Genomic DNA, 22,126 nt, shown 5'->3' with positions numbered 1-22,126 from the left:
AGGCGCCATGCCAACTATTACTCTTCCCGACGGCAGTCAACGTTCATTCGATCATTCGGTTTCCGTAGCCGAGGTCGCCGCCTCCATTGGTGCCGGCCTGGCCAAGGCCACCGTGGCCGGCAAGGTCGATGGCAAGCTGGTTGACGCCAGCGACCTGATCACCTCCGATGCCAGCCTGCAAATCATCACGCCCAAGGATCAAGAGGGGCTGGAGATCATTCGCCACTCTTGCGCGCACCTGATTGGCCATGCGGTCAAGCAGCTGTACCCAACTGCGAAAATGGTGATCGGCCCGGTCATCGACGAAGGTTTTTACTACGACATCGCCTACGAGCGTCCTTTCACTCCGGACGATCTGGCCGCCATCGAACAGCGCATGCACGCACTGATCGAAAAAGATTACGACGTCATCAAGAAAGTCACCCCGCGTGCCGAGGTGATCGACGTGTTCACCGCGCGTGGCGAGGACTACAAGCTGCGTCTGGTGGAAGACATGCCGGACGAACAGGCAATGGGCCTGTACTACCACGAAGAATACGTCGACATGTGCCGTGGTCCGCACGTGCCGAACACGCGCTTCCTCAAATCGTTCAAGCTGACCAAATTGTCTGGTGCCTACTGGCGCGGCGATGCGAAGAACGAGCAGTTGCAACGGATCTACGGCACCGCCTGGGCTGACAAGAAGCAGCTGGCCGCCTATATCCAGCGCATTGAAGAAGCCGAAAAGCGCGATCACCGCAAGATCGGCAAGCGTCTTAACCTGTTCCACCTCCAGGAAGAAGCGCCGGGCATGGTGTTCTGGCACCCGAACGGCTGGACCCTGTACCAGGTGCTTGAGCAGTACATGCGCAAGGTTCAGCGCGACAACGGTTACCTGGAGATCAAGACCCCACAGGTCGTTGATCGCAGCCTGTGGGAGAAGTCCGGGCACTGGGCCAACTACGCCGACAACATGTTCACTACACAATCGGAAAACCGCGACTACGCCATCAAGCCGATGAACTGCCCTTGCCACGTGCAGGTGTTCAACCAGGGCTTGAAGAGCTACCGCGAGTTGCCGATGCGTTTGGCCGAGTTCGGCGCCTGCCACCGTAACGAGCCATCGGGTGCGCTGCACGGCATCATGCGTGTGCGCGGCTTCACCCAGGACGACGCCCACATCTTCTGTACCGAAGAGCAGATGCAGGCCGAATCCGCCGCGTTCATCAAGCTGACCATGGACGTTTATCGCGATTTCGGCTTTACCGAAGTCGAGATGAAGCTGTCCACTCGTCCGGAAAAACGCGTCGGTTCCGACGAACTGTGGGACCGCGCTGAAGCGGCACTGGCCGCAGCGCTAGACAGTGCGGGCCTTGCGTACGACTTGCAGCCGGGCGAGGGTGCCTTCTACGGTCCGAAGATCGAGTTCTCGTTGAAAGATTGCCTTGGCCGTGTCTGGCAATGTGGTACCTTGCAGCTCGATTTTAACCTGCCGATCCGTTTGGGAGCCGAATACGTCTCCGAAGACAACAGCCGTAAACACCCGGTTATGCTGCACCGGGCGATCCTCGGTTCGTTCGAACGGTTCGTCGGGATCCTGATCGAGCACTACGAGGGTGCGTTCCCTGCGTGGCTGGCTCCGACTCAGGCAGTGATCATGAATATCACTGATAAACAGGCAGATTTTGCTGCTGAAGTTGAAAAAACTCTCAACGAAAGCGGATTTCGTGCCAAGTCCGACTTGAGAAATGAAAAGATCGGCTTTAAAATCCGCGAGCATACTTTGCTCAAGGTTCCCTATCTTTTGGTTATCGGAGATCGGGAAGTCGAGATGCAGACTGTCGCTGTGCGTACTCGTGAAGGTGCTGACCTGGGCTCGATGCCCGTCGCCCAGTTCGCTGAGTTCCTCGCGCAAGCGGTTTCCCGGCGTGGTCGCCCAGATTCGGAGTAATTATTATTAAGCGTGAAATGAGACAAGATAAACGAGCTGCACCGAAAGCCCCGATCAACGAGAATATCTCGGCACGCGAGGTTCGGTTAATTGGCGCTGACGGCGAGCAGATTGGCATCGTCTCGATTGATGAAGCGCTTCGTATTGCAGAAGAGTCCAAGTTGGACCTGGTGGAAATTTCCGCCGATGCAATCCCACCCGTTTGCCGGGTGATGGACTACGGCAAGTCGATCTTCGAAAAGAAGAAGCAGGTTGCCGCGGCGAAGAAGAACCAGAAGCAGATTCAAGTAAAAGAAATCAAGTTTCGTCCAGGGACGGAGGAAGGGGATTACCAGGTAAAACTGCGCAACCTGGTACGTTTCCTGAGTGATGGGGACAGGGCCAAGGTATCCTTGCGATTCCGCGGCCGTGAGATGGCCCACCAGGAGCTGGGGATGGAACTCCTCAAGCGGGTTGAAGCTGACCTGCTCGAGTACGGTTCGGTCGAACAGCATCCTAAGATGGAAGGACGCCAGCTGATCATGGTCATCGCCCCGAAAAAGAAGAAGTAATCAACAGGGCACGGCAGGCCTTCTGATTATGTTTATCAACTGAATGCGGAGTATCCGAACATGCCAAAGATGAAGACTAAAAGTGGTGCTGCTAAGCGGTTTCTGAAAACTGCTAACGGTATCAAGCACAAGCACGCTTTCAAGAGCCACATCCTGACCAAAATGTCGACCAAGCGTAAGCGTCAACTGCGCGGTAGCAGCTTGCTGCATCCGTCTGACGTGGCAAAAGTCGAGCGCATGCTGCGCCTTCGTTAATTTTGGATCAAGAATAGAGGAAGTAACTCATGGCTCGTGTAAAGCGTGGCGTCATTGCCCGTAAACGTCACAAAAAAATTCTGAAACTCGCTAAAGGCTACTACGGCGCGCGTTCACGCGTATTCCGTGTTGCCAAGCAAGCGGTAATCAAGGCAGGCCAATACGCCTACCGCGACCGTCGTCAGAAAAAACGTCAGTTCCGCGCTCTGTGGATCGCTCGTATCAACGCTGGTGCACGTGTTAACGGTCTGTCCTACAGCCGTTTCATCGCTGGCCTGAAAAAAGCGTCCATCGAAATCGACCGTAAGGTTCTGGCTGAACTGGCTGTGAACGAAAAAGCGGTGTTTGCTGCGATTGTCGAGAAAGCTAAAGCCACCTTGGCTTAAGTACCCCCGACAGTCACCCTGGGCTGCTCCTGTAGCCCAGGGTGGTAAACGTCATAAATAGGGGAAGAGCCTTCAAGCTCTTCCCCTATTTTGTATCTGGAGTCTGTACATGGAAAACCTGGACGCGCTCGTCGCTCAAGCTCTTGAGGCTGTGCAAAGCGCTGAAGATATCAATGCCCTGGAGCAAATCCGGGTTCACTACCTTGGCAAAAAGGGTGAATTGACTCAGGTGATGAAGACCCTGGGGAATTTGCCGGCTGAAGAGCGCCCGCAAGTCGGTGCGCTGATCAACGTCGCCAAGGAGCGTGTCACAGAGGTGCTCAATGCGCGCAAGGCGTCGCTCGAGGAGGCCGATCTTGCGGCCAAGCTCGCCGCCGAGTCCATTGATGTGACCTTGCCTGGCCGTGGCCAGGCCTCGGGCGGCCTGCATCCGATCACCCGGACTCTGGAACGTATCGAGCAGTTCTTCACCCACATCGGCTACGGCATTGCCGAAGGCCCTGAGGTCGAAGACGATTATCACAACTTCGAGGCGCTCAACATCCCAGGCCATCACCCGGCCCGGTCGATGCACGACACCTTCTATTTCAACGCAAACATGCTGTTGCGCACGCATACCTCTCCGGTACAGGTCCGCACCATGGAAGCGAACAAGCCGCCGATCCGCATTGTCTGCCCAGGCCGTGTGTACCGCAGCGACTCCGATATCACCCACTCGCCGATGTTCCATCAGGTCGAAGGCCTGCTGATTGATCGCGACATCAACTTCGCCGACCTCAAGGGCACCATCGAAGAGTTCCTGCGGGTGTTCTTCGAGAAAGAGTTGGCGGTGCGTTTCCGTCCATCGTTCTTCCCGTTCACCGAGCCGTCCGCAGAAGTCGACATGGAATGCGTGATGTGCAGCGGTAAAGGCTGCCGCGTCTGCAAACAGACTGGCTGGCTGGAAGTGATGGGCTGCGGCATGGTTCACCCCAACGTGCTGCGCATGTCCGGGATCGATCCGGAAGAGTTCTCGGGCTTTGCCTTCGGCATGGGCGTTGAGCGTCTGGCCATGCTGCGTTACGGCGTGAACGACTTGCGTCTGTTCTTCGACAACGACTTGCGGTTCCTCGCGCAATTTCGCTAGTCGTAACGAATCTTTAGGAGAGCAGGATGAAATTCAGTGAACAATGGCTGCGTGGCTGGGTAAGCCCGCAGGTAGACCGCGATGCGCTGGTTGCGCGTCTGTCGATGGCCGGTCTTGAGGTCGATAGCGTTACGCCGGCCGCCGGTGTTTTCAGTGGCGTGGTCGTGGGTGAGGTGTTGAGCACCGAGCAACACCCCGATGCCGACAAATTACGTGTGTGCCAGGTCAGCAATGGCGCGCAAACGTTCCAGGTCGTGTGCGGAGCGCCTAACGTGCGCCCGGGCCTGAAGATCCCGTTCGCCATGATCGGCGCCGAACTGCCGGGCGACTTCAAGATCAAGAAGGCCAAGCTGCGTGGGGTCGAGTCCAACGGCATGCTGTGCTCCCAGGCGGAGTTGCAAGTAGGCGAGGGCAACGATGGCCTGATGGAGCTGCCGGGCGATGCGCCAGTGGGGCAGGACATTCGCGTCTATCTGGAACTGGAAGACGCCAGCATCGAGGTCGACCTGACTCCGAACCGTGGCGATTGCTTGTCCCTGGCTGGCCTGGCCCGTGAAGTAGGTGCGCTGTACAACGCTCCGGTGACTCGTCCAGTGGTTGCTGCAGTGGCTGCGGTGCACGATGAAGTGCGTCCGATCGAAGTGCTGGCGCCAAACGCCTGCCCACGTTACCTGGGGCGCGTGATCCGCAACGTTGACCTGTCCAAGCCAACCCCGCTGTGGATGGTTGAGCGCCTGCGTCGTGCCGACGTGCGCAGCATCGACGCTGCCGTCGATATCACCAACTACGTGATGCTTGAACTGGGCCAACCGCTGCATGCTTTCGATCTCGCTGAAATCAATGGCGGCATCCGCGTGCGTATGGCCGAAGAAGGCGAGAAGCTGGTTCTGCTCGACGGCCAGGAAGTCAGCCTGCGCGCCGACACCCTGGTGATCGCTGACCACTCCCGCGCCCTGGCGATTGCCGGTGTGATGGGAGGCGAGCACAGCGGTGTGTCTGCGACTACGCGCGATGTATTTCTTGAAAGCGCCTTCTTCGACCAGATTGCCATCGCTGGCAAGGCCCGTTCCTACGGCCTGCACACTGATGCTTCGCACCGCTATGAGCGTGGTGTGGACTGGAAGCTCGCCCGTGAAGCCATGGAGCGCGCCACTGGCCTGCTGCTGGAAATCACCGGTGGCGAAGCCGGCCCGATCACTGAAACCGTCAGCGAGCAGTATCTGCCGTCTGTTGCGCCGATCACCCTGCGCGCCAAAAGCGTCGAACAAATGCTCGGCCTGGTCATCGCTCCGGCTGAAATCGAGCAATTGTTGTCGGCCCTCGGGTTGAACATTTCTGCGGGTGGGGAAGGGCAGTGGCATGTTGAAGTGCCAAGCCATCGCTTCGATATCAGCCTGGAAGTCGATCTGATCGAAGAACTGGCTCGCCTGTACGGCTACAACCGCTTGCCGGTTCGTTACCCGCAAGCGCGCCTGGCACCGCAACCCAAGGCAGAAGCGCGTGCGCATTTGCCTGAGCTGCGCCGTCTGCTGGTTGCCCGTGGCTATCAGGAAGCGGTGACCTACAGCTTCATCGATCCCAAGCAGTTCGAGCTGTTCAACCCGGGCGTCGAACCGCTGCTGCTGGCCAACCCGATCTCCAACGACATGGCCGCCATGCGTTCGTCCCTGTGGCCAGGCCTGGTGAAAGCCCTTTCCCATAACCTGAACCGTCAGCAAGACCGCGTGCGCATGTTCGAAAGCGGCCTGCGGTTTGTCGGTCAACTCGACGGCCTGAAGCAAGAGCCAATGCTGGCCGGTGTTGTTTGCGGCAGCCGCTTGCCGGAAGGCTGGGCGCAAGGCCGTGATGCCGTGGACTTCTTCGACGTTAAAGCTGACGTGGAAGCGGTACTGGGCTTTGCCGGTGCGCTGGACGACTTCAAATTTGTGCCAGGCAACCACCCGGCGTTGCACCCTGGCCAGACTGCGCGTATCGAACGTGACGGTCGCCTGGTGGGCTTCGTCGGCGCCATCCACCCAGAGCTGTCGAAAACCCTTGGGCTCGACCGCCCGGTCTTCGTCTTCGAGCTGGTCCTGGCCGAAGTGGCCTCGGGCAAGATGCCTAAATTCAGCGAGTTGTCGCGCTTCCCTGAAGTGCGTCGCGACCTGGCCCTGATCGCCGATCGTGAAGTCGCCGCCACTGCCGTTCTGGATGTAATCCGTGAAAATGCAGGGGAATGGCTGACAGACCTCAGGCTATTTGACGTCTATCAGGGTAAAGGCATTGATCCGCATAGAAAAAGCCTTGCAGTTGGCTTGACCTGGCAGCATCCATCGCGCACTCTTAATGACGATGAGGTGAATACCACGACACAAAATATCCTCACCTCGCTCGAACAAAGGTTGAACGCCACGTTAAGGAAGTGACGTATGGGGGCTTTGACGAAAGCTGAGATGGCGGAACGTCTGTACGAAGAGTTGGGTCTGAACAAGCGCGAGGCCAAGGAATTGGTCGAGCTGTTTTTTGAAGAGATCAGGCACGCTCTGGAAGACAACGAACAGGTCAAATTGTCCGGTTTCGGCAACTTTGACCTGCGGGACAAACGCCAGCGGCCTGGCCGCAATCCAAAAACGGGAGAAGAAATCCCGATCACGGCTCGCCGTGTGGTCACCTTTCGTCCAGGGCAGAAGTTGAAGGCCCGAGTTGAGGCTTATGCTGGAACCAAGTCATAACGACGAGCTACCCGTCATCCCAGGCAAACGCTACTTCACCATAGGTGAAGTCAGCGAACTTTGTGCGGTAAAACCGCACGTATTGCGCTATTGGGAGCAGGAGTTTCCTCAACTCAACCCCGTCAAACGCACCGGGAACCGTCGGTATTATCAGCGCCAGGATGTGCTGATGATCCGACAGATCCGTGCATTGCTGTACGATCAGGGGTTCACCATCAGCGGCGCGCGCCAGCGTATGTCCGGTGATGAGGCCAAAGACGACACCACCCAGTACAAGCAACTGATCCGCCAGATGATCTCCGAACTGGAAGATGTGCTGGTGGTTTTGAAAAAATGATTCAGGCTTTTAAAATACTTCCACATTTCAAAAGCTTGCGGTATATTCCTGATCGCTTCGTTGCGAAGCGAACCCAGTAACACGCCTAGTCGGGGCGTAGCGCAGTCCGGTAGCGCACTAGCATGGGGTGCTAGGGGTCGAGTGTTCGAATCACTCCGTCCCGACCATATAATTCAAGGGGTTGCGAGATTTTATCTCGCGACCCCTTTTTATTTTTGGCCGTTTTTACCCCCACAAAACCACCGGCTCTGGGTGGAATCCTCACGGCTTCCGCGTGGGCGGGCGCAGGCTTTGGCGCTCACGCGTGGTCTCTTTACCAATGCTGTTTGGTCTTTCTCTTCAGGTCCTAACGTTTTTGAGTGTTTAAGGCTATTTTCGTGCTGATTGAGAACTACATACAGGTCAACCATCAGCTTGTTTATCTCAGGTCGCTCGGGTCATCCTGCATACCCGGTAGTTAAGCTTGGGCGGCACTGGGATCGTATAGCCTCGGGGGACTAGACTGCGTAGGTCATAGTCCAGCATGAACAATCTAGCTTCAAAGGCGTGGCAACGGCCTACAAGTTGAGGCTGCTTGGCGAATAGTTCGGACCCTTCTAGCAATGCGCGGATGATCCAACCTAGTTGGGCCTCCAGCCGAGTAAAAATTCTTGCTTTGACTAGCAGCCGCCTATTAGCCCGTCCGTTAGTCCGCAAACTACTCGTTCCTGCTTGCTATGGAGCATTGGTGCAGTCATCATTTCGCCACCTTGATGGCTATTTGATACGGCTGCACGTTACGGACGACGATTCCTCTTGAACTCACCCTCCAGAACGATAAAAACGGCAATTTATGCTGCGTAGCACGCTTGCGCATATGAATGTCATAAGTCGTTGATCAACAAAGCGCATGGATGTCTTCAATGCATTTTTTCAAAAGATTCTTTGCTTTTATTGCTTCCCTTTTTTCGAGCCAGGAAACAGAGCATAGCGAACCGCTCATCCCGAAAATCGATCCTGAGAAGCTCAAGAAAAAGCTCGATCTTCAAAAAATCGCTAGAGAACACGGCGCGAAGGGCATCCCGAGGAGCGGAGACACACAATTGACTGCTGCCGAGCACGCTGTTCGAGCGGAGCTTGGCCGGATGCGAGAGCAAACGGTGAAATACGGCGAGCAGCGTATCAAGCAGATTCAGAATCGCCTGGACTCGATCGACATTACGCTGGATATGAACCGCGCCATCGAGTTAGGAAATGAGTTTGTTCGTACGTCCGACCATTACCTCACGCGGGAGGATGGTCGCATGAAGGATTTTGCCAGCGACGCGAAAACCAAATTTCAGCTCTTGAGCGATTTTCGCAGGGATAATCGACTGCCGAGCGTCCCTGCTAAAAGCTTAAGCAGTGCCAGCAAGTTTCTGCAGATCATGATCGTGTTTGCCTGTTGCGTCGTGGAGGGTGGGCTCAACGCGACCTTCTTCGGTTCAGGCCTAGAAGGGGGACTACTCAGCGGATTCACGATGGCTTTTATGTTGTCGTCTTTCAACGTGGTCATCTGCTTTTTCGCAGGGCTTGGTTTCAGAAACAAGAACCACGTCAGAGGGGCACGCCGGCTCTGGGGCTGGATCTCTTTCGCTTCGGCAGTAGTCATCATGATCGGATTGGGAGTGTTGATCTCCTATTTCCGTTATGTGCTGACCGTGGATGAAGACGCAAGTCATAACGCCTTCCCCCTAGTCTGGCAAAGCCTTCGTGCGGGCATATTCCCCATTCAGGATTTCGAATCATTGATTCTGTTCTTCGGGACGATTGTGTTTGGCTGTGTCGGCGTTTGGAAGGGCTACAACTTCACGGATCGCTATCCGGGGTACGCAGGGGTATGGAGTCAATATGCTGAGGCTCACCGCCGCTATATCGAACTGATCGAAGGCTTGCGAGATAGGCTGGAAGTCGAGAAGGCCGAAGTGTTGTTGAAAATTGATAGCGGTGTGCAGGCAGCTGAGAAGGCGATCAAAGCTTTCAAGTTCAATATGAACCAGAAGTCGATAGTGAAAAAACAGGTATCCGAAACACTGGTCATGGCCGATGAGACGCTACAGAGCCTGACCCGTTACTACCAGAACGAAAATATGATGGCGCGCCCTACGGATGCTCCACCGCCTGATTATTTCGACCATCCAGTGACATTTGGCCCCTTGGATATGCCGGATTTCAGTGTTCAAAAGGATGAGTTGCGACTGGATGCACAAGAGCAGCTTTTGCGCGAATTGGTCACTGAAGTTGAGCCAATCCGGGCGAGGGTCCAGTCCTCGTTCAATCAGCAATACAACCAGCTTCAGCCGCTCCAGGACTTGGTATAAGGGGATTTGTGATGTCGGTTTATGCCAAGCGTGAAAGTAACACTGGGAAATGGGTTTGGGGCGGCGTGCTTGGCGTTGCAGTCGCCTTGGTGCTCGGCGGGATTGGTTATTACAAAATGAACCACAAAACCTTGGACAAGGAGACTCTTTGCCCCAGTAACGGCCCTAAAGGCCAATATGTCGTGTTAATTGATAACACCTCGCCGTTCCCGTTCACCCAAAAGGCTGCTTTGTCCCAGCGGCTCAAGACAATGGTGGTGAACGAGGTGCCTGAAGGGCACCTGCTTTCGGTGTTTTTGCTCGGGGAAAAATTTGAGCAAAACGAAAAGCCTATCTTCGAACGCTGCAACCCTGGTCAGTGGGGCGATCGCAGTCAACTCACGGCGACCAAGAAGTTTGTCGATAGGGATTTCAATGAAAAATTTGCGAAACCACTCGATGCCGTTGTGCGCCATATCCCTCTCGACGAACACAGCAAGCTGTCACCTATTTTTCAGATGCTCCAACTGGTAGGCATCAACGGGTTCGATCATGCGAATGTGAAAGGTGATCGTAAGCTCGTCATTTACTCGGACATGTTGGCGAACATGCCTGATTTCTCGATGTACAAAAGTAAACGACACAATTATGCGGAGTTTGCCAAGTCTCCTTATGGTCGCAATGCCCAAGCACCAGGCTTAAACGGAGCCACCGTGACCATCAATTTGCTGGCAAACGAAGAGAAAACGCCACAAACCAACGAGCTGGGCAATTTCTGGGCTCAATATTTCGAGGCCAACGGGGCTTCAGTTGAGGGAATTACTGCAATGGAGGGGCTGTAATTGGACTTCAACAAGCATGTACGCCGGGTTCAGACCTATTTCATTGCGGCGGTGATACTCAAGGCTACTTTGGCCGTCACCAGTCTCCTACTCAATGAGCCCTTCTGGCTCGGCTTTGTGCTTCCACTGCTCGTGATGTGTTGCTATTGGTTTGTCGGTTACCGCGTACGGGAGAAATGGAACGTCCAGCTTACCCTCGCGAAATTTGCGGACTCGGTGTACTACCTCGGGTTCTTGTTCACCGTTGGCAGCATCATCATCTGTCTTCTCGACATTAATTCCATTGGTGAAAATCTCAATGGAATGGCTGTTCGGTTTGGCGCCGCGATGGTGAGCACAGCCATAGGTATGCTAGCCAGGGTGCTACATACGGGCTTCAAAGTTGATACAAACGACGCGGTCAGGAGCGTTGAGGAGCGTGCTGTTCAGTCGGCTGAAAACCTGACCATGGCTTTTGACGCCGCCAGCCAGCAGCTTGAAGTGTTCCGGGATCAAGTTATGGCTGCTTCCAAGGAAGCAGTGCAGAGCGTTCATGAGCAAATCACCACGATCTCTCAGCACAGCACCAATGCTATGGATGCGTTTTTCGCCAGCGCTACCCGTCAAAGCAACGAAGCTTTCGAACGCATCCTTAAACAAGCCAATGACGCCAGTACGGATCTACTGACCACCATCAACGGGCTTTCTGAGAAGAGCTCGCAGACACTCGATCGCATGGAATCGCATGCACTCGACTTCGGTAAAAAAGCACAGGAACGGCTCGATCAGACTCTGTTCCCGGATAACCTGTTCGCTCAAAAACTTAACCCCGCTATTGATACGCTATCCGGAACCACTGACACCCTGAACGAAGGGGTTTCGACATTGGCGTTGGATGTCAAGGCTGCCGCTCGGATGGTAGGCACCGCGATTCGCAGTTTGAACACCAAAACTGAAACGATAGGCCAGGCTGTCGCTGCGGTAGGTTCGATCGTAGAAAGCCAGGAACGCTTGGCAGAATCGATGAAGTCACAGGGCAGTGACGTCATGGATCGAGTGGAGCGTATTCAAAAGGACTACCTGGACTCGTTGGAGGATCAGCGAGAAGATTTCATGGAGGACATGAAAGCTAACCAACAGGTATTCACGAAAATTGTCGAGAAGCTTGAAGAACTGCGCACCGTAGCCAAAGACGACACTACGGTGGAGCGTTTGACCCAGGAAGTATCCGGCGCACTGAATGCCGTCAGCGATTGCGCCGTTAAAAGTAACGAGGCCCTCGCAGAAAATTTACGCTCGGCGCTGCTGCCGTTGGTAGAGGCCGTCGTGGCCAACAGTGATGTGCATAAGGCGCTGGCTGCCAGCGTTGAATCGAGCAACCGCGGCATCGAGGCGGCGAATGCCAGATTGCTGGATGAGCTGATGGGCAAGATTGATCTCATCAGCAATCCTGAAACACGTTTATCAGCGGCCAGCGAAGAAGCTTTCGGATCATCACTCGAGTCAATTGCCAACGCGACGCTGGCCCTCGACCATGTGCCTGCGTCGGATGTGAGAACTGCCTGATGAGTTCTAAAAATGATCAGGTGTTTCAGCTGTCGCTTACCGAAATCTGGATCATTTTGTGTTTCATTCTGCTTTTGCTGATGGGGTACAAAGTTTGGCAGCTCACGCATAAGAATACGGAGATGGCGAACAAAATTGCCGCCTATCAAAATATCGATGAGCGTGAACAGGCTATCAAGCTTGCGAGTGATGAGCTCAAGGCGCGAATGGTTTCTCTTAAGGTGAAAAATCCGGACGAGATCATTTCGAAGCTCGTCGATGCCTCTAAGGCAAAAGAAGAAGCTGGTCGTCTCAAGGTGCTACTGACTCAGAAAGATGAACAGCTTACTGCGCTAGCCGCTATCGATAAGGCTTTGCAGGAGGCTGGTAGCAAAAACAAGGGTGAAGATGCCAAGCGCCTTATCCTTGAAACAATGATGTCCTATGACCAGCTCAAAAAGCTGGTGGTCGATCCCGACCAGGAAAAGGACGCTCAGCCCACGGACATCATCAAACGCATAGGTGCTCTCAAGGCAACTGAGCAATTGTTGAAGACCGCGTTAGGGCAAGAAGGCGTTCCGACTTCGGAGCAAATTTCAGACATTGTGAAGAACGCTGAAGCTTATGCCCAAGCCGAGAAACAAGGTGTAAATCCGACGACGTTGCAGAAAACCAACAGTGACCTGAAAGGGCAGGTTCAGTTTCTACAAAACAAGCTGAACAAGGGCAAGGGAGGCGATCTGCCGCCTTGCTGGGCGAACGAAGCCGGCAAAGCAGAAATGTTCCTCACGGTGTACTTGAAGGAGGACTCACTGAACTTTGAACCGGCCTGGCCGCCAACACGACAGGCAGATGCTGAAGCGCTCCCGAATTTCTCCGCTCTGATGGCAAACACCACTCGCACGTATGAGGACTTTCTTCAGGCGGCACGCCCCATCTCTGATTTAGCCAATCAACGAGAGTGTAAATTCTATGTGCGACTGGCGAGTCAAATTCAAGGGGCAGTGATGTCCGATCGGCGCCGCCTGATGATAGAAAATTTGTTCTACAAGGTTGAAGTTCGACGTTAGGTCTTGTCCGGGATTAGTTGACCACTACAACATGTGGTTTCTGAACCGTGTTAACAGGCTCAGAATTACGCAAGGCTAGGCTGGTAATGATCACTCATCACCAGCCTAGTGGCGGGACGTCAGCGTGTTCGCGCGTAGTCGCGTCGGCGCAATGCAGTGCGGTTTCTTCCACTTATTTTTCCAGAGAATGACTCTGTGCAAAAAGAATTGCGGTCGAGATATCGAGCGATATGGAAGCAAACGACTTCATCAGCAAGGATTGCGGCAGTGCCCAATCCCACTTTTCGCGCAGCATGTTTTCCACCTCCGAAAGTATCGAGTCTAGATCAGCAGCATCCAGGCTTCCGACTTCCTTCAGTGCCATTTGGGTTCGACCGATGTCGGCGTCAACCTCAATGGTAAGGCCTGCGTTATCACAAGAAAGGCCGACATGATTGAGTAACAAGCGCAGTGCATCGTTGGCATGATCACCTAGCCAGCTCATCAGATAACACTTACCGCCCGACTCAACTATGTAGCGCTTACCAAGTCCCAGCGAAACAAATGTCTTTCGAGCCTCGTCGAGAAGCTCTTGAGCCCCTTGATCAATAAAGGGGCAGGGGATTGTGTCTGCCAAGACGGCTCGCATTTCTTGGCGTACGTTGTCATGCACCATCGCGCCCAGACCATCGAACCGAGGAGGGGCACCACCGCGTGCTGCTGAAACGATGATGACTTTGGCCTGGAGATCAACATCACGAACCTGCCACCTCCGGCCTCCGAAAATAATGCGCTGATCCTTGGTCAGTGGACGGCTTACCGGCACAGATCCCAGTGCCCTACCATCGCATACAAGGCGAAATTCTTCGTCGCTGGTGAATGCGCTGTAGAACTCATAGTGGTTGATCAATCGCTCTCCGACCGTCCCAGGAAGAAGCAACCCTGAGCTGTCCTGAACAATGAGCTCGTGCTCGCCGAGCGCCTTGAGCAACTTCACAAAGTCTGGTTTCTCAACTTTTGGAAATGCTCCCTCAGCAATCAAACTTTTCCAGAGATCTGCAGCAGATGCACCGCCGCACTGGGCAATCACTGAAAGACATTGTTGAACGAGGGTGGACGCGTGAATGCCTTGAGCCCTGGGAGGTTCAAACCACCCCTTGGCCAGCAGTCGAACCATGGCAATGGTTTGAACCAAGCCTTGGCGCAGTTGATCCGAGAGACTCGATCCATCTTTGAGTGGCGATTCCTTACAGTAAACGCGCAGCGTTGCTTTTTCTCCTGGGCGCCTTCCCGATCGCCCTAGACGTTGTCGCAGACTCGCCACCGATGGTGGGGCACCAATCTGCACGACTGTTTTGATGCTGCCGATGTCTATGCCGAGCTCAAGCGTCGTGGTGCAAATCGCGGATGCTGCATGAGTCCCTGCCTTGAGAGCATGTTCTGCTTGCTCACGTAAGTCCTTCGAAAGGCTACCGTGATGAGGCCAGAATTCGTTAGGCACGCCGTCTTTCTCGCAGCGCTGTCGCAGTTGATCTGCGTACCATTCAACCTGAGACCGGCTGTTTGGGAAAATCAGGTTGTTACTGCCGCGTAACACCTTGTAAAGATGATCAGCGATCACGAAGTCTGGGCTTGCCTCGTTCTCTGTCTCGTCTTCATTTTCCGCCTGGTCAGAGAGCTTTACGGGCTTCTTCTTGAACTCGCTCATGGGTGGCTGAATGTAACCACGAACTTGCACCTGGAGAGTCTGGTTGGAGCTTTTTGATTCAATGACGGTAACGCCATCGGCATTTCCCGGGCGCAAAAACTCCGACGCCATCTTCATATCGCCGAGGGTGGCTGAGAGCCCGACTCTAGGGAGACGGTGGCCGGCAACAAGTTCTACCCGATGCATTAGCGACTGAAGTTGCTTGCCTCGTTCGCTACCGATGAACGCATGCAGCTCATCCACGACGATATAACGCAGGTGCTGGAACACCCCGCCAAGACTTGAACCGCGGTTGACGAACAGGGCTTCAAGGGATTCAGGAGTGATCAGAAGCACTCCCTCAGGGGACTTCAAAAAGCGATGTTTTTTGCTTGAGGAGATGTCCCCGTGCCAAGCCACTACGGGAATCTCAAGCTGCTCACAAAGACGGCTTAACCTGTCCCACTGGTCGTTGATCAGGGCCTTGAGCGGGCTGATATACAGCACCGAACCGGGGGGATCATCACGATTCAGCAAATTGGTGAGTATGGGAAGAAAAGCAGCCTCGGTTTTGCCTGCCGCTGTTGCTGCGGCGATGATGACATCCTGATCGGCATCCACCAGAACAGGTACCGCCCATTCCTGGGCGTCGCGCAAGGAAGTCCAGCCTTCCGCCCAAACCCATCTCTGGATTCGGGACTCAAGTTGATCGAAACCCGATGACTCAGAGTGTGAAGGTGGCAAGTTCATCGTCCGCATCGACTTTGGTATCGTCTTCGCCGCCTGAGTCCCTGGCGACCTCGACGGCTCCAAGCAGCATTCGCCAATCGGCGCCCGGGTTTTGCTCCAAGATGGCGAGCAGGTTGATGAACGCTGTGATCGTGGTACGTGGCGTGCGGAAGTAAGCTTCTCCCAGGCGCTGATTACAATGCGCCATGAACAAGGGGAGCGCTTCGTCAGGTAGTAAGTATTTTTCGACATCCCCGCCAGCGTATACGTGACGAAGTTTCTGAAGCAGCACGTAGAAGTCTTCCGGGGTCAGGCTGGTCAGGCGAATGACCGGCCCCGACAGATCCACCAATCCTGATTTTGCAAACGAGTTCTCGGCCAATCGAGATTGCAGGGCTGGGTAGCTGAATAGCCCCCGACGAGTGTCCATCAAAAACTCAGGAGTGCCACCTAAAACGAAACCAAGCCCTTCGGACGATCCCTGCAGAGAGTCGTTGAGAATACGGAGGATCTGTTCGTAATTGGCATTACGAGCTTGGGTATTGGCCAGTTTGTAGAGGTTGACCAGTTCGTCGAGGCAGATCATCAGACCGCCAAAACCTGCAAGTCTGACGAATCTCGACAGGAGCTTGAGCTGATCGTAGACGGAGGCATCATCAATGATGGTTCGTACACCCAAGGCTGCTCGGGCATCAGTCTTAGTGGTGAACTCTCCACGCAACCAACGGATGGCGTCGGCCTTGAGCTGCTCGTTGCCTTCTTCGAAACCTCGGCAATAGGCGGCAATCACCTCCGCAAAATCATACCCGTTGACCATCTCGGTCAGCTCGGCCAAGTGAGCACGAATAACAGTCTCGCTGTCCGTACCCGCCGCCTTGGCTTCGGTTTTGGCCTGAGAGATGAATTTCTCAACAATGCCTTGCATAGCCCCTCCGTCGGGCTTCGTACGAGTCGACATGTTTTTAGCCAACTCGGAGTAAAGCGAACGTGCTTGTCCACCCGTGGCATGTAATCTGCGATCTGGGTTCAAGTCGGCATGCATGGTGACAAGCTTGCGCTCCATGGCAATGGCTCGTACCAGGTTCAGAAAGAACGTCTTGCCCGCACCGTACTCGCCAATGACGACTCGAAATGCCGATCCACTTTCAACCAGGCGATTGACGTCCTTAATCAGTGCATCTAGTTCGCCTACCCGGCCAACCTGAATCAGGTGTTGGCCCACGCGAGGAACGACGCCTGCGCGTAGCGACTGGATTACCGCATCGCGATCCTTGGCTCTGATAGTGCTCATAGGGCTAACTCTTCCAGAATGTCTGTATTGATCTCGACAGGGTCATCACCCTCAGTGACGGGCATGTCGAAACGTTCAAAAGCCATGTCGTTAATTTGTTCCAGGGCACCATCGAGCATCAGCTCCATGTCGCTGGCGGCAGCTTCAAGTTCGGAGCGGCTCCACTCAGGGCGTGAGATCAGCAACCGAAGGAATGCAGAGTGTTCTAAATCGAGACCATCAATGTCTGCACTCGATTCTTGTACTGATTCTGCCACATCGACCAACTGTTCCGGTTCGTCAACCTGGTCATCAGTGAAGACTTTGGCAAGGAGGGCGGAGACCTCTGCGGTTTCTCGTTGCAGTTCTGCAATGCGCTCGTGATCAAGCACGAACCCTTGATCTGCAGTGGCGGTGATCGGGGTACCAGGCTCGGAATGAGGAATGCCGGCTTTTGGTTTTACGAAGGCAATACTTGCTCCAGATGCAGCACCGTGGAGATCGCTGTACAGCAACTGACTGTCCAACTGCAGGGCCTTGTAAACGCGCTCAAGAAGTTTCACTTCCAATGGGCTGACGATGCCATCAGCTTGCGCCAGATGGGCCAGGAAGCTTGCAATCGTGCGTTTGGCTTCGACCGTTAGTGGGTCGAGTTTTTTCTTCAGGCTGGCCAGCGTTGGTGGTTGCTGGATCTGGATTCTCAGGTGTGCTTTAAGGCGTTTGCGATGGGCCACACTCAGGTGATTCCAGGAGTCGATGTGTTGAGCAAGCAGCGTAACTTCCTCAGTGGAGGTATCACCATCGGCAGAAGCCACAGCACTAGCAAGGTCGAGCGTCACCGAAGCAGCATTGTAGGCTGCGGAAGCTCGCAGTGACCCGTCTTCTGGTTGAGTCACGAACAGCGCGATTTGATCCTCTGCCTTCGGTGTCTTACTGCCAGCCAGTACGTCGGGTTCAATACCGATGTGAAGCGATTCCAGTGCGCGGGCAAGTGCAAGTACTTTGTCGCGGGACAGAGCGCCGGCGCTCTTGAACCGGCCTGCGAGTTCGCCAAAGCTCATGACAATTAGGTCGTCGCCAATTCTGAATTGAAGCTCGTCCAATTCTGTACGGGCAGCCGTCGGCCAGAGAGCGACGGGAAGCTGCAAAAGACCTTCGAGAGCTTCTGCGCTATCAGGGTTGCGGCCCAAATATCGGCTGTAGGGTTCAAGCTCGGTAGTGCATAACTCAACCAGCAACTGCAGGTTTTTTCGTGTGCCTGACGTGGCCAGGATATCGGGAAGGTCACCCAAGCTAAGTGTGGGCGCCATTAAGACCGCGGAGGCCGGCCGATAGCTGGTTTTAAGCTTGGTCTTGTTCTGCGCCAGGATAAGACCCTTAGGATGGGCGCTTGTGTACTTAAGCTTGAACAGTCTCGAAAAAACATCCTTACAGCGGGTCACGGGCGTGCGTTTGCTGATGTTGGGGTCAGCTAGCGCCCAGGCTAATGCCCAATCGGCATCAAGGGGGCGCTTGTTGGAGGCGAATTGCCCCAGACCTACGCGCAGTGGCAGTGGCATCTCGTAGCTATAAGCGACAACGTTGGGAGGTGGGCCAAGGTAAAGGTCTGGATCGATCTTGGTGTTGCTCAGGTAATCCAGGAAACCTTCCGCATATCCCCTGAACGACCTATTTTCCCCGTAGATACTCAATAGGCGCTGGACTTCTTCGACGATCAAAGGAAGCTCAGCCTTGACGCCCGGGTCACTCACTGCGTCAACGAGTGCTCGACGTTCTAGACCATAGAAATACAAAAAGACGTAGCCGGTGTCTCCCAGTGGGTAACGACGACCACTCTCCAGCCATTGAAGGTATCCACGGCGAGCCTCTGACGTGATGGAGTGAAAACTGGGCCAATAGGACATCAGCCGTTCTTCTAGATCGACGTGTGTCTTTGCGATACGGAGCTTGGGGTTTATCAGTGAGGGTTCTTCGGCATCGTGCCGGCCACCTAGCACACTGCCCATATAGAACATGCCACCGGGAATTGTAAAACCTGAAACGGTGACAGATTCACCTGCTGGCACCCAGCGAACATCAGGTTTTTGCGCGCTCGCATTTGGAATTTTGAAGGACTTTGAAGGTGCTGAGCCGAGTTGGACAGTGTAAAAATCAGTGGCTTCCTCAGTGTCCACACGGCTTTCTGAAACCTCACGCATAGAGAAAGTGAGGCCTGATCGTTGATGCTCTCGCAGATGTTCCGTCTTCGGAATGGCCACTGACAATTGCTCGGCATGCCGCCTTGAGCGACGAACCAGCAGCCAAAAAACCGTGGCAATGCAAGCAATGACACCAATGGCGATCCAAGCACTTTTCGGGATCGATACGACTGCGCCGAAGGCCAGAGCGAAAATGATCAGAATGCCGTTACTTGTGGAGTTTTTTGCCTTCTTCCTTGCCATGAGTCGTTTCAACCTTGAAAGTGGGTGCTGGCGCAATGGCAGTATCCGATAATTGCCCTACGAGAACCATGGGCTGAGGAACGCTATTGATCGGAAAATTTTGCTGGCGCACGAATAGCTACAATCATCAAAAGTAGCTTTTCAGCAGGAAGCGCGCAGATCATCCCGCTCCATTGCTGATCGCTGCGATTCATTGTGGGCAGCTATCGGCTAGAAGTGGAAGCTCACTAGTTGAAGATGCTAGCCCCGTTCGCCCAAGCTAAGATTGTTGCGTTGGCCATCTCTACTCGACTAGCCACGGCGTGCGCCTATGCCTTGGCGGTTTTCTTTTGCTCGTTGGGATTGATCTGCTCATCAATGAGTGCGCGGGCCTGTTGCGGTCCTTGCGGATGCCCGTCAGGGATTTGCGCGGCCAAGACCCGCGGGGAGTGCTCTTTATTTTGGTCGCCCCACCGATAACGATAGAAAAAGCTGACTGACACACCATCCTTACGGACGAACATCCGACCGGCCAGATTGCCATCCTCCCGGAGGATTCGGCCGGCATCGTTGGGAGTCAGCGACTCGAGTTCTTTGATGGTGATTTTGGCCATGAAACGGACTCCCCCTACTTTTACCCCCACAAAAACGTCGGCTCTTGATGGACGTTACTGGACTCTCGTAGAGCAGAACACCGCTGGAGCTCAAGTAAATACTAGCTTAGAAAAATCCAGAGTAAAATTTTGGAAGCTTTCAAGAAGTATGAAAAAGGAGATGGGGTGCTAGGGGTCGAGTGTTCGAATCACTCCGTCCCGACCATTATTCCTGAGTAAAATCAGACTCTTAAGCCGATCAGATAGATCGGCTTTTTTGTGCCTGCGCAAAACCCGCGAAAGCTACAGATCTTAGTGCAATTGTTAGCCGGTTCCGACTGAGCTAACCAGTTAGAAGGATTTATGGGGTTGCCCGTTGGAGACTATTCTTGAAGCTAATGGGCGAACGGCTACCGTAAACCGGCAGCCGCCCTTGCGCCCCTTAAACCTTAAACCGCTCCACCAACCGCTCCAATTCATGCCCCAAGCGCGCCAGCTCGTTACTCGACGCTGCGGTTTCTTCGCAGGTGTTGGCCGTCTGGTCGGAGATGTTGCGAACGTTGATCACGCTGCGATTGATCTCCTCGGTGACGGCGCTTTGCTGTTCCGCTGCCGTGGCAATCTGCTGATTCATTGACTGAATGATTGAGACCTTGCCCGTGATGTTCTCCAGCGCATTGACCGCCCGATGGGTGCATTCCACGCTGCTTTCGCTCAGTACCCGGCTGCTTTCCATGCCTGAGGCGACGGCGTGGGTGCCGCTCTGTACCCCGGCGACCAGGCTTTCAATTTCTTCAGTGGAGCGCTGGGTACGCAGTGCGAGGCTGCGGACTTCGTCTGCCACCACTGCGAAGCCACGGCCAGCCTCTCCGGCGCGGGCCGCTTCGATGGCCGCGTTCAGCGCCAGCAGGTTGGTTTGCTGGGCGACGGCTTTGATTACATCCAGTACGCCGCCGATCTTGTCGCTTTGTTCCTGGAGATGGCGCACCGCTTCGGCCGACTGGTTGAGTTCTGCCGCCAGGCGTTGGATCTGCGCAATCGCCTCACCCACGATTTCCTCCCCCTCGCAGGCTTGTTGATCCGCGCTGGACGCGGCCGCAGAGGCTTCTTCAGCATTGCGTGCGACGTTGTGAACAGTGGTGGTCATCTCGTTCATCGCGGTGGCCACATGATCCGTTTCGGCTTTTTGATTGCTGATGCCGGAATTCGTGTGCTCGGTGACTGCCGACAACTGCTCGGCCGCGCTGGCCACCTGGATAACACCGGAGCGAATACCGTCAATCAGCTCATGAAGGTTGTGCATCATCTGCGCAAGGCCTGATTGCAGTTGGCCCAACTCGTCACGCCGGTCGACCTTTACAGGCTCGGTCAAATCACCCTGGGCAATGCGGTTCACTGCCTGGAGCGTGTGTTGCAGTGGGTTCACGATTTGGCGGGTGATGACCCAGGCGGCGAGTGCACCCAGCAATAGTGCCAGGGCCGCGACGAGTCCCAGCAGCGTCTTGGCAGAGGCGGCATCGGCATCGCGTTTGGTATTTTGCGATTGAATGAGGGTTTGCGTGGTGTCGAGTAACAGGTCACCCAACTGCCCCATCCGTTTAAATAGCGCCGCCTGGTCAATGTCAGGCGTGGACAGGTCGTGCAGGCGTTTTCCGTACTCGTTGACCGCATCTTCCTGCTGCTGGATCAGGTCTTCATCCATCGGCTCGATAAACAGTTCCCGGATACTGTGCAGATGGGCTGCAAGTTGATCCAGGGTTTGTTGCAAGGGTTGATAGGCATCCGCTGGAGCGTTGGTACCGATGCGCAAACGGATGATTCGCAAGTCTTTGGTGTAGTTGCTGATCTGCGCAATTTTTTCAACCTTAAGCCCGCGCTCGGTCAGTGTCACAACGGCGTACCAGCCGGTCGCGGCCAGCAAGAGCGCAAGCCCCAGCACCAGGCCGAACCCCCAACTTAATTTAGCACTGACTCGGATATTGCTGATCCAGCCAAACATACAGACTCCCGAAAATAACGCAGGTTGATTATTGATCCCCTGAGTGTCGACCAAGACCTCCAGTGCTTTAATTTTCAGCATGTTCCACACCTCAACTTGGACCTTGTGTGAAAAAATATAGCCAAGTGGTGTTCATGGGCTGTAGTGTTACTGAAAGGATACAGCCTTATGTTTTTCAGGCGTTGGCGGGGATGGTGGTTAGTAAACTAAGTTGGTTTTCTGAGAGCCATAATGTTGTCTTGTGCTTTAGTCGAATATCCAGAAGGACCGAGTTCTGGCTGGCCAGAATGTTTGCGGCTAACTATCGAAAGACAGGAGGCCGTCACCAGGTATTTAAAGGTTTATGGTTTTTTTTAGGTAGGAAAACAAATGGTCCTGGCAGGCCCTGTATTGGTTTTC

At 54.5% G+C, this 22,126-nt stretch carries 16 protein-coding genes, 1 tRNA gene and 1 pseudogene; 13 read left to right on the top strand and 5 right to left on the bottom strand.

Annotation, left to right across the window (positions count from 1 at the left end):
* Window positions 1-7: 7 nt before the first annotated feature.
* The 13 genes from thrS to FBY10_RS11545 all read left to right on the top strand — a co-directional run bounded on the left by thrS (window position 8) and on the right by FBY10_RS11545 (window position 13,050).
* Window positions 8-1,930, top strand: coding sequence for a threonine--tRNA ligase (gene thrS, locus FBY10_RS11605; RefSeq protein ID WP_048719014.1), 1,923 nt, complete (start codon window positions 8-10; stop codon window positions 1,928-1,930).
* On the top strand, window positions 1,930-2,481 hold the full coding sequence (infC, locus tag FBY10_RS11600) for a translation initiation factor IF-3 (protein WP_015884933.1): 552 nt from the start codon (window positions 1,930-1,932) through the stop codon (window positions 2,479-2,481). Before thrS ends, infC begins: the two co-directional genes overlap by 1 nt.
* Window positions 2,482-2,541: 60 nt before the next feature.
* Window positions 2,542-2,736 carry a 50S ribosomal protein L35 gene (gene rpmI, locus FBY10_RS11595; RefSeq protein WP_002553160.1) on the top strand — a complete coding sequence of 65 codons (195 nt, stop codon included), beginning with the start codon at window positions 2,542-2,544 and terminating at the stop codon, window positions 2,734-2,736.
* 29 nt (window positions 2,737-2,765) lie between these two features.
* Complete coding sequence (rplT, locus tag FBY10_RS11590; RefSeq protein WP_003174975.1) at window positions 2,766-3,122, top strand: 50S ribosomal protein L20; 357 nt, start codon at window positions 2,766-2,768, stop codon at window positions 3,120-3,122.
* 109 nt (window positions 3,123-3,231) lie between these two features.
* Complete coding sequence (gene pheS, locus FBY10_RS11585; protein WP_131700545.1) at window positions 3,232-4,248, top strand: phenylalanine--tRNA ligase subunit alpha; 1,017 nt, start codon at window positions 3,232-3,234, stop codon at window positions 4,246-4,248.
* Between the two features lie 26 nt (window positions 4,249-4,274).
* Window positions 4,275-6,653: a phenylalanine--tRNA ligase subunit beta gene (gene pheT, locus FBY10_RS11580; protein ID WP_131700546.1), complete on the top strand. Its 2,379-nt coding sequence runs from the start codon at window positions 4,275-4,277 to the stop codon at window positions 6,651-6,653.
* A 3-nt stretch (window positions 6,654-6,656) separates the two neighbouring features.
* The gene (ihfA, locus tag FBY10_RS11575; RefSeq protein ID WP_002553164.1) at window positions 6,657-6,959 is read left to right on the top strand and encodes an integration host factor subunit alpha; all 303 of its coding nucleotides are present in this window, start codon (window positions 6,657-6,659) and stop codon (window positions 6,957-6,959) included.
* Window positions 6,940-7,296: a MerR family transcriptional regulator gene (locus FBY10_RS11570; RefSeq protein ID WP_003174972.1), complete on the top strand. Its 357-nt coding sequence runs from the start codon at window positions 6,940-6,942 to the stop codon at window positions 7,294-7,296. Before ihfA ends, FBY10_RS11570 begins: the two co-directional genes overlap by 20 nt.
* Before the next feature lie 90 nt (window positions 7,297-7,386).
* Window positions 7,387-7,463 (top strand) — tRNA-Pro (locus tag FBY10_RS11565).
* 735 nt (window positions 7,464-8,198) lie between these two features.
* Window positions 8,199-9,635, top strand: coding sequence for a hypothetical protein (locus FBY10_RS11560; RefSeq protein WP_079444330.1), 1,437 nt, complete (start codon window positions 8,199-8,201; stop codon window positions 9,633-9,635).
* Window positions 9,636-9,646: 11 nt separating this feature from the next.
* Entirely contained in the window at window positions 9,647-10,456 is an 810-nt protein-coding gene (locus tag FBY10_RS11555) for a hypothetical protein (RefSeq protein WP_078803464.1), read from the top strand.
* Window positions 10,457-12,001 carry a hypothetical protein gene (locus tag FBY10_RS11550; protein WP_145336275.1) on the top strand — a complete coding sequence of 515 codons (1,545 nt, stop codon included), beginning with the start codon at window positions 10,457-10,459 and terminating at the stop codon, window positions 11,999-12,001. It begins immediately after the preceding gene.
* Complete coding sequence (locus FBY10_RS11545; protein ID WP_078803462.1) at window positions 12,001-13,050, top strand: hypothetical protein; 1,050 nt, start codon at window positions 12,001-12,003, stop codon at window positions 13,048-13,050. The genes FBY10_RS11550 and FBY10_RS11545 overlap by 1 nt, the downstream gene beginning before the upstream one ends.
* Before the next feature lie 172 nt (window positions 13,051-13,222).
* Here FBY10_RS11545 and FBY10_RS11540 read toward each other — a convergent pair whose 3' ends face one another.
* From FBY10_RS11540 to FBY10_RS11520, 5 genes and pseudogenes are all read right to left on the bottom strand, one after another.
* Window positions 13,223-15,466: a DEAD/DEAH box helicase gene (locus FBY10_RS11540; protein ID WP_145336273.1), complete on the bottom strand. Its 2,244-nt coding sequence runs from the start codon at window positions 15,464-15,466 to the stop codon at window positions 13,223-13,225.
* The gene (locus tag FBY10_RS11535) at window positions 15,441-16,736 is read right to left on the bottom strand and encodes an ATP-binding protein (protein ID WP_069557042.1); all 1,296 of its coding nucleotides are present in this window, start codon (window positions 16,734-16,736) and stop codon (window positions 15,441-15,443) included. Before FBY10_RS11535 ends, FBY10_RS11540 begins: the two co-directional genes overlap by 26 nt.
* Window positions 16,733-19,156, bottom strand: a complete 2,424-nt coding sequence (locus FBY10_RS11530) for a TerB N-terminal domain-containing protein (RefSeq protein ID WP_145336271.1) — start codon at window positions 19,154-19,156, stop codon at window positions 16,733-16,735. The genes FBY10_RS11535 and FBY10_RS11530 overlap by 4 nt, the downstream gene beginning before the upstream one ends.
* 311 nt (window positions 19,157-19,467) lie before the next feature.
* Window positions 19,468-19,749, bottom strand: a pseudogene (locus FBY10_RS11525) (Arm DNA-binding domain-containing protein); the annotation flags it as partial.
* Between the two features lie 421 nt (window positions 19,750-20,170).
* A complete protein-coding gene (locus tag FBY10_RS11520) occupies window positions 20,171-21,727 on the bottom strand; it encodes a methyl-accepting chemotaxis protein (RefSeq protein WP_145336269.1) in 1,557 nt (518 codons plus the stop codon).
* Between the last annotated feature and the right edge of the window lie 399 nt (window positions 21,728-22,126).

This window comes from Pseudomonas sp. SJZ103 (assembly GCF_007828335.1).
Taxonomy (GTDB): Bacteria; Pseudomonadota; Gammaproteobacteria; order Pseudomonadales; family Pseudomonadaceae; genus Aquipseudomonas.
The sequence above is the reverse complement of the archived record's forward strand: the minus strand, read 5'-3'. Positions and strand labels throughout refer to the sequence as shown.

Coding starts and splice junctions, on each gene's coding strand:
- thrS (WP_048719014.1), top strand. CDS start 8: ATGCCAACTATTACTCTTCCCGACGGCAGTCAACGTTCATTCGATCAT.
- rpmI (WP_002553160.1), top strand. CDS start 2,542: ATGCCAAAGATGAAGACTAAAAGTGGTGCTGCTAAGCGGTTTCTGAAA.
- rplT (WP_003174975.1), top strand. CDS start 2,766: ATGGCTCGTGTAAAGCGTGGCGTCATTGCCCGTAAACGTCACAAAAAA.
- pheS (WP_131700545.1), top strand. CDS start 3,232: ATGGAAAACCTGGACGCGCTCGTCGCTCAAGCTCTTGAGGCTGTGCAA.
- pheT (WP_131700546.1), top strand. CDS start 4,275: ATGAAATTCAGTGAACAATGGCTGCGTGGCTGGGTAAGCCCGCAGGTA.
- ihfA (WP_002553164.1), top strand. CDS start 6,657: ATGGGGGCTTTGACGAAAGCTGAGATGGCGGAACGTCTGTACGAAGAG.
- FBY10_RS11570 (WP_003174972.1), top strand. CDS start 6,940: ATGCTGGAACCAAGTCATAACGACGAGCTACCCGTCATCCCAGGCAAA.
- FBY10_RS11560 (WP_079444330.1), top strand. CDS start 8,199: ATGCATTTTTTCAAAAGATTCTTTGCTTTTATTGCTTCCCTTTTTTCG.
- FBY10_RS11555 (WP_078803464.1), top strand. CDS start 9,647: ATGTCGGTTTATGCCAAGCGTGAAAGTAACACTGGGAAATGGGTTTGG.
- FBY10_RS11545 (WP_078803462.1), top strand. CDS start 12,001: ATGAGTTCTAAAAATGATCAGGTGTTTCAGCTGTCGCTTACCGAAATC.
- FBY10_RS11540 (WP_145336273.1), bottom strand. CDS start 15,466: ATGAACTTGCCACCTTCACACTCTGAGTCATCGGGTTTCGATCAACTT.
- FBY10_RS11535 (WP_069557042.1), bottom strand. CDS start 16,736: ATGAGCACTATCAGAGCCAAGGATCGCGATGCGGTAATCCAGTCGCTA.
- FBY10_RS11530 (WP_145336271.1), bottom strand. CDS start 19,156: ATGGCAAGGAAGAAGGCAAAAAACTCCACAAGTAACGGCATTCTGATC.
- FBY10_RS11520 (WP_145336269.1), bottom strand. CDS start 21,727: ATGTTTGGCTGGATCAGCAATATCCGAGTCAGTGCTAAATTAAGTTGG.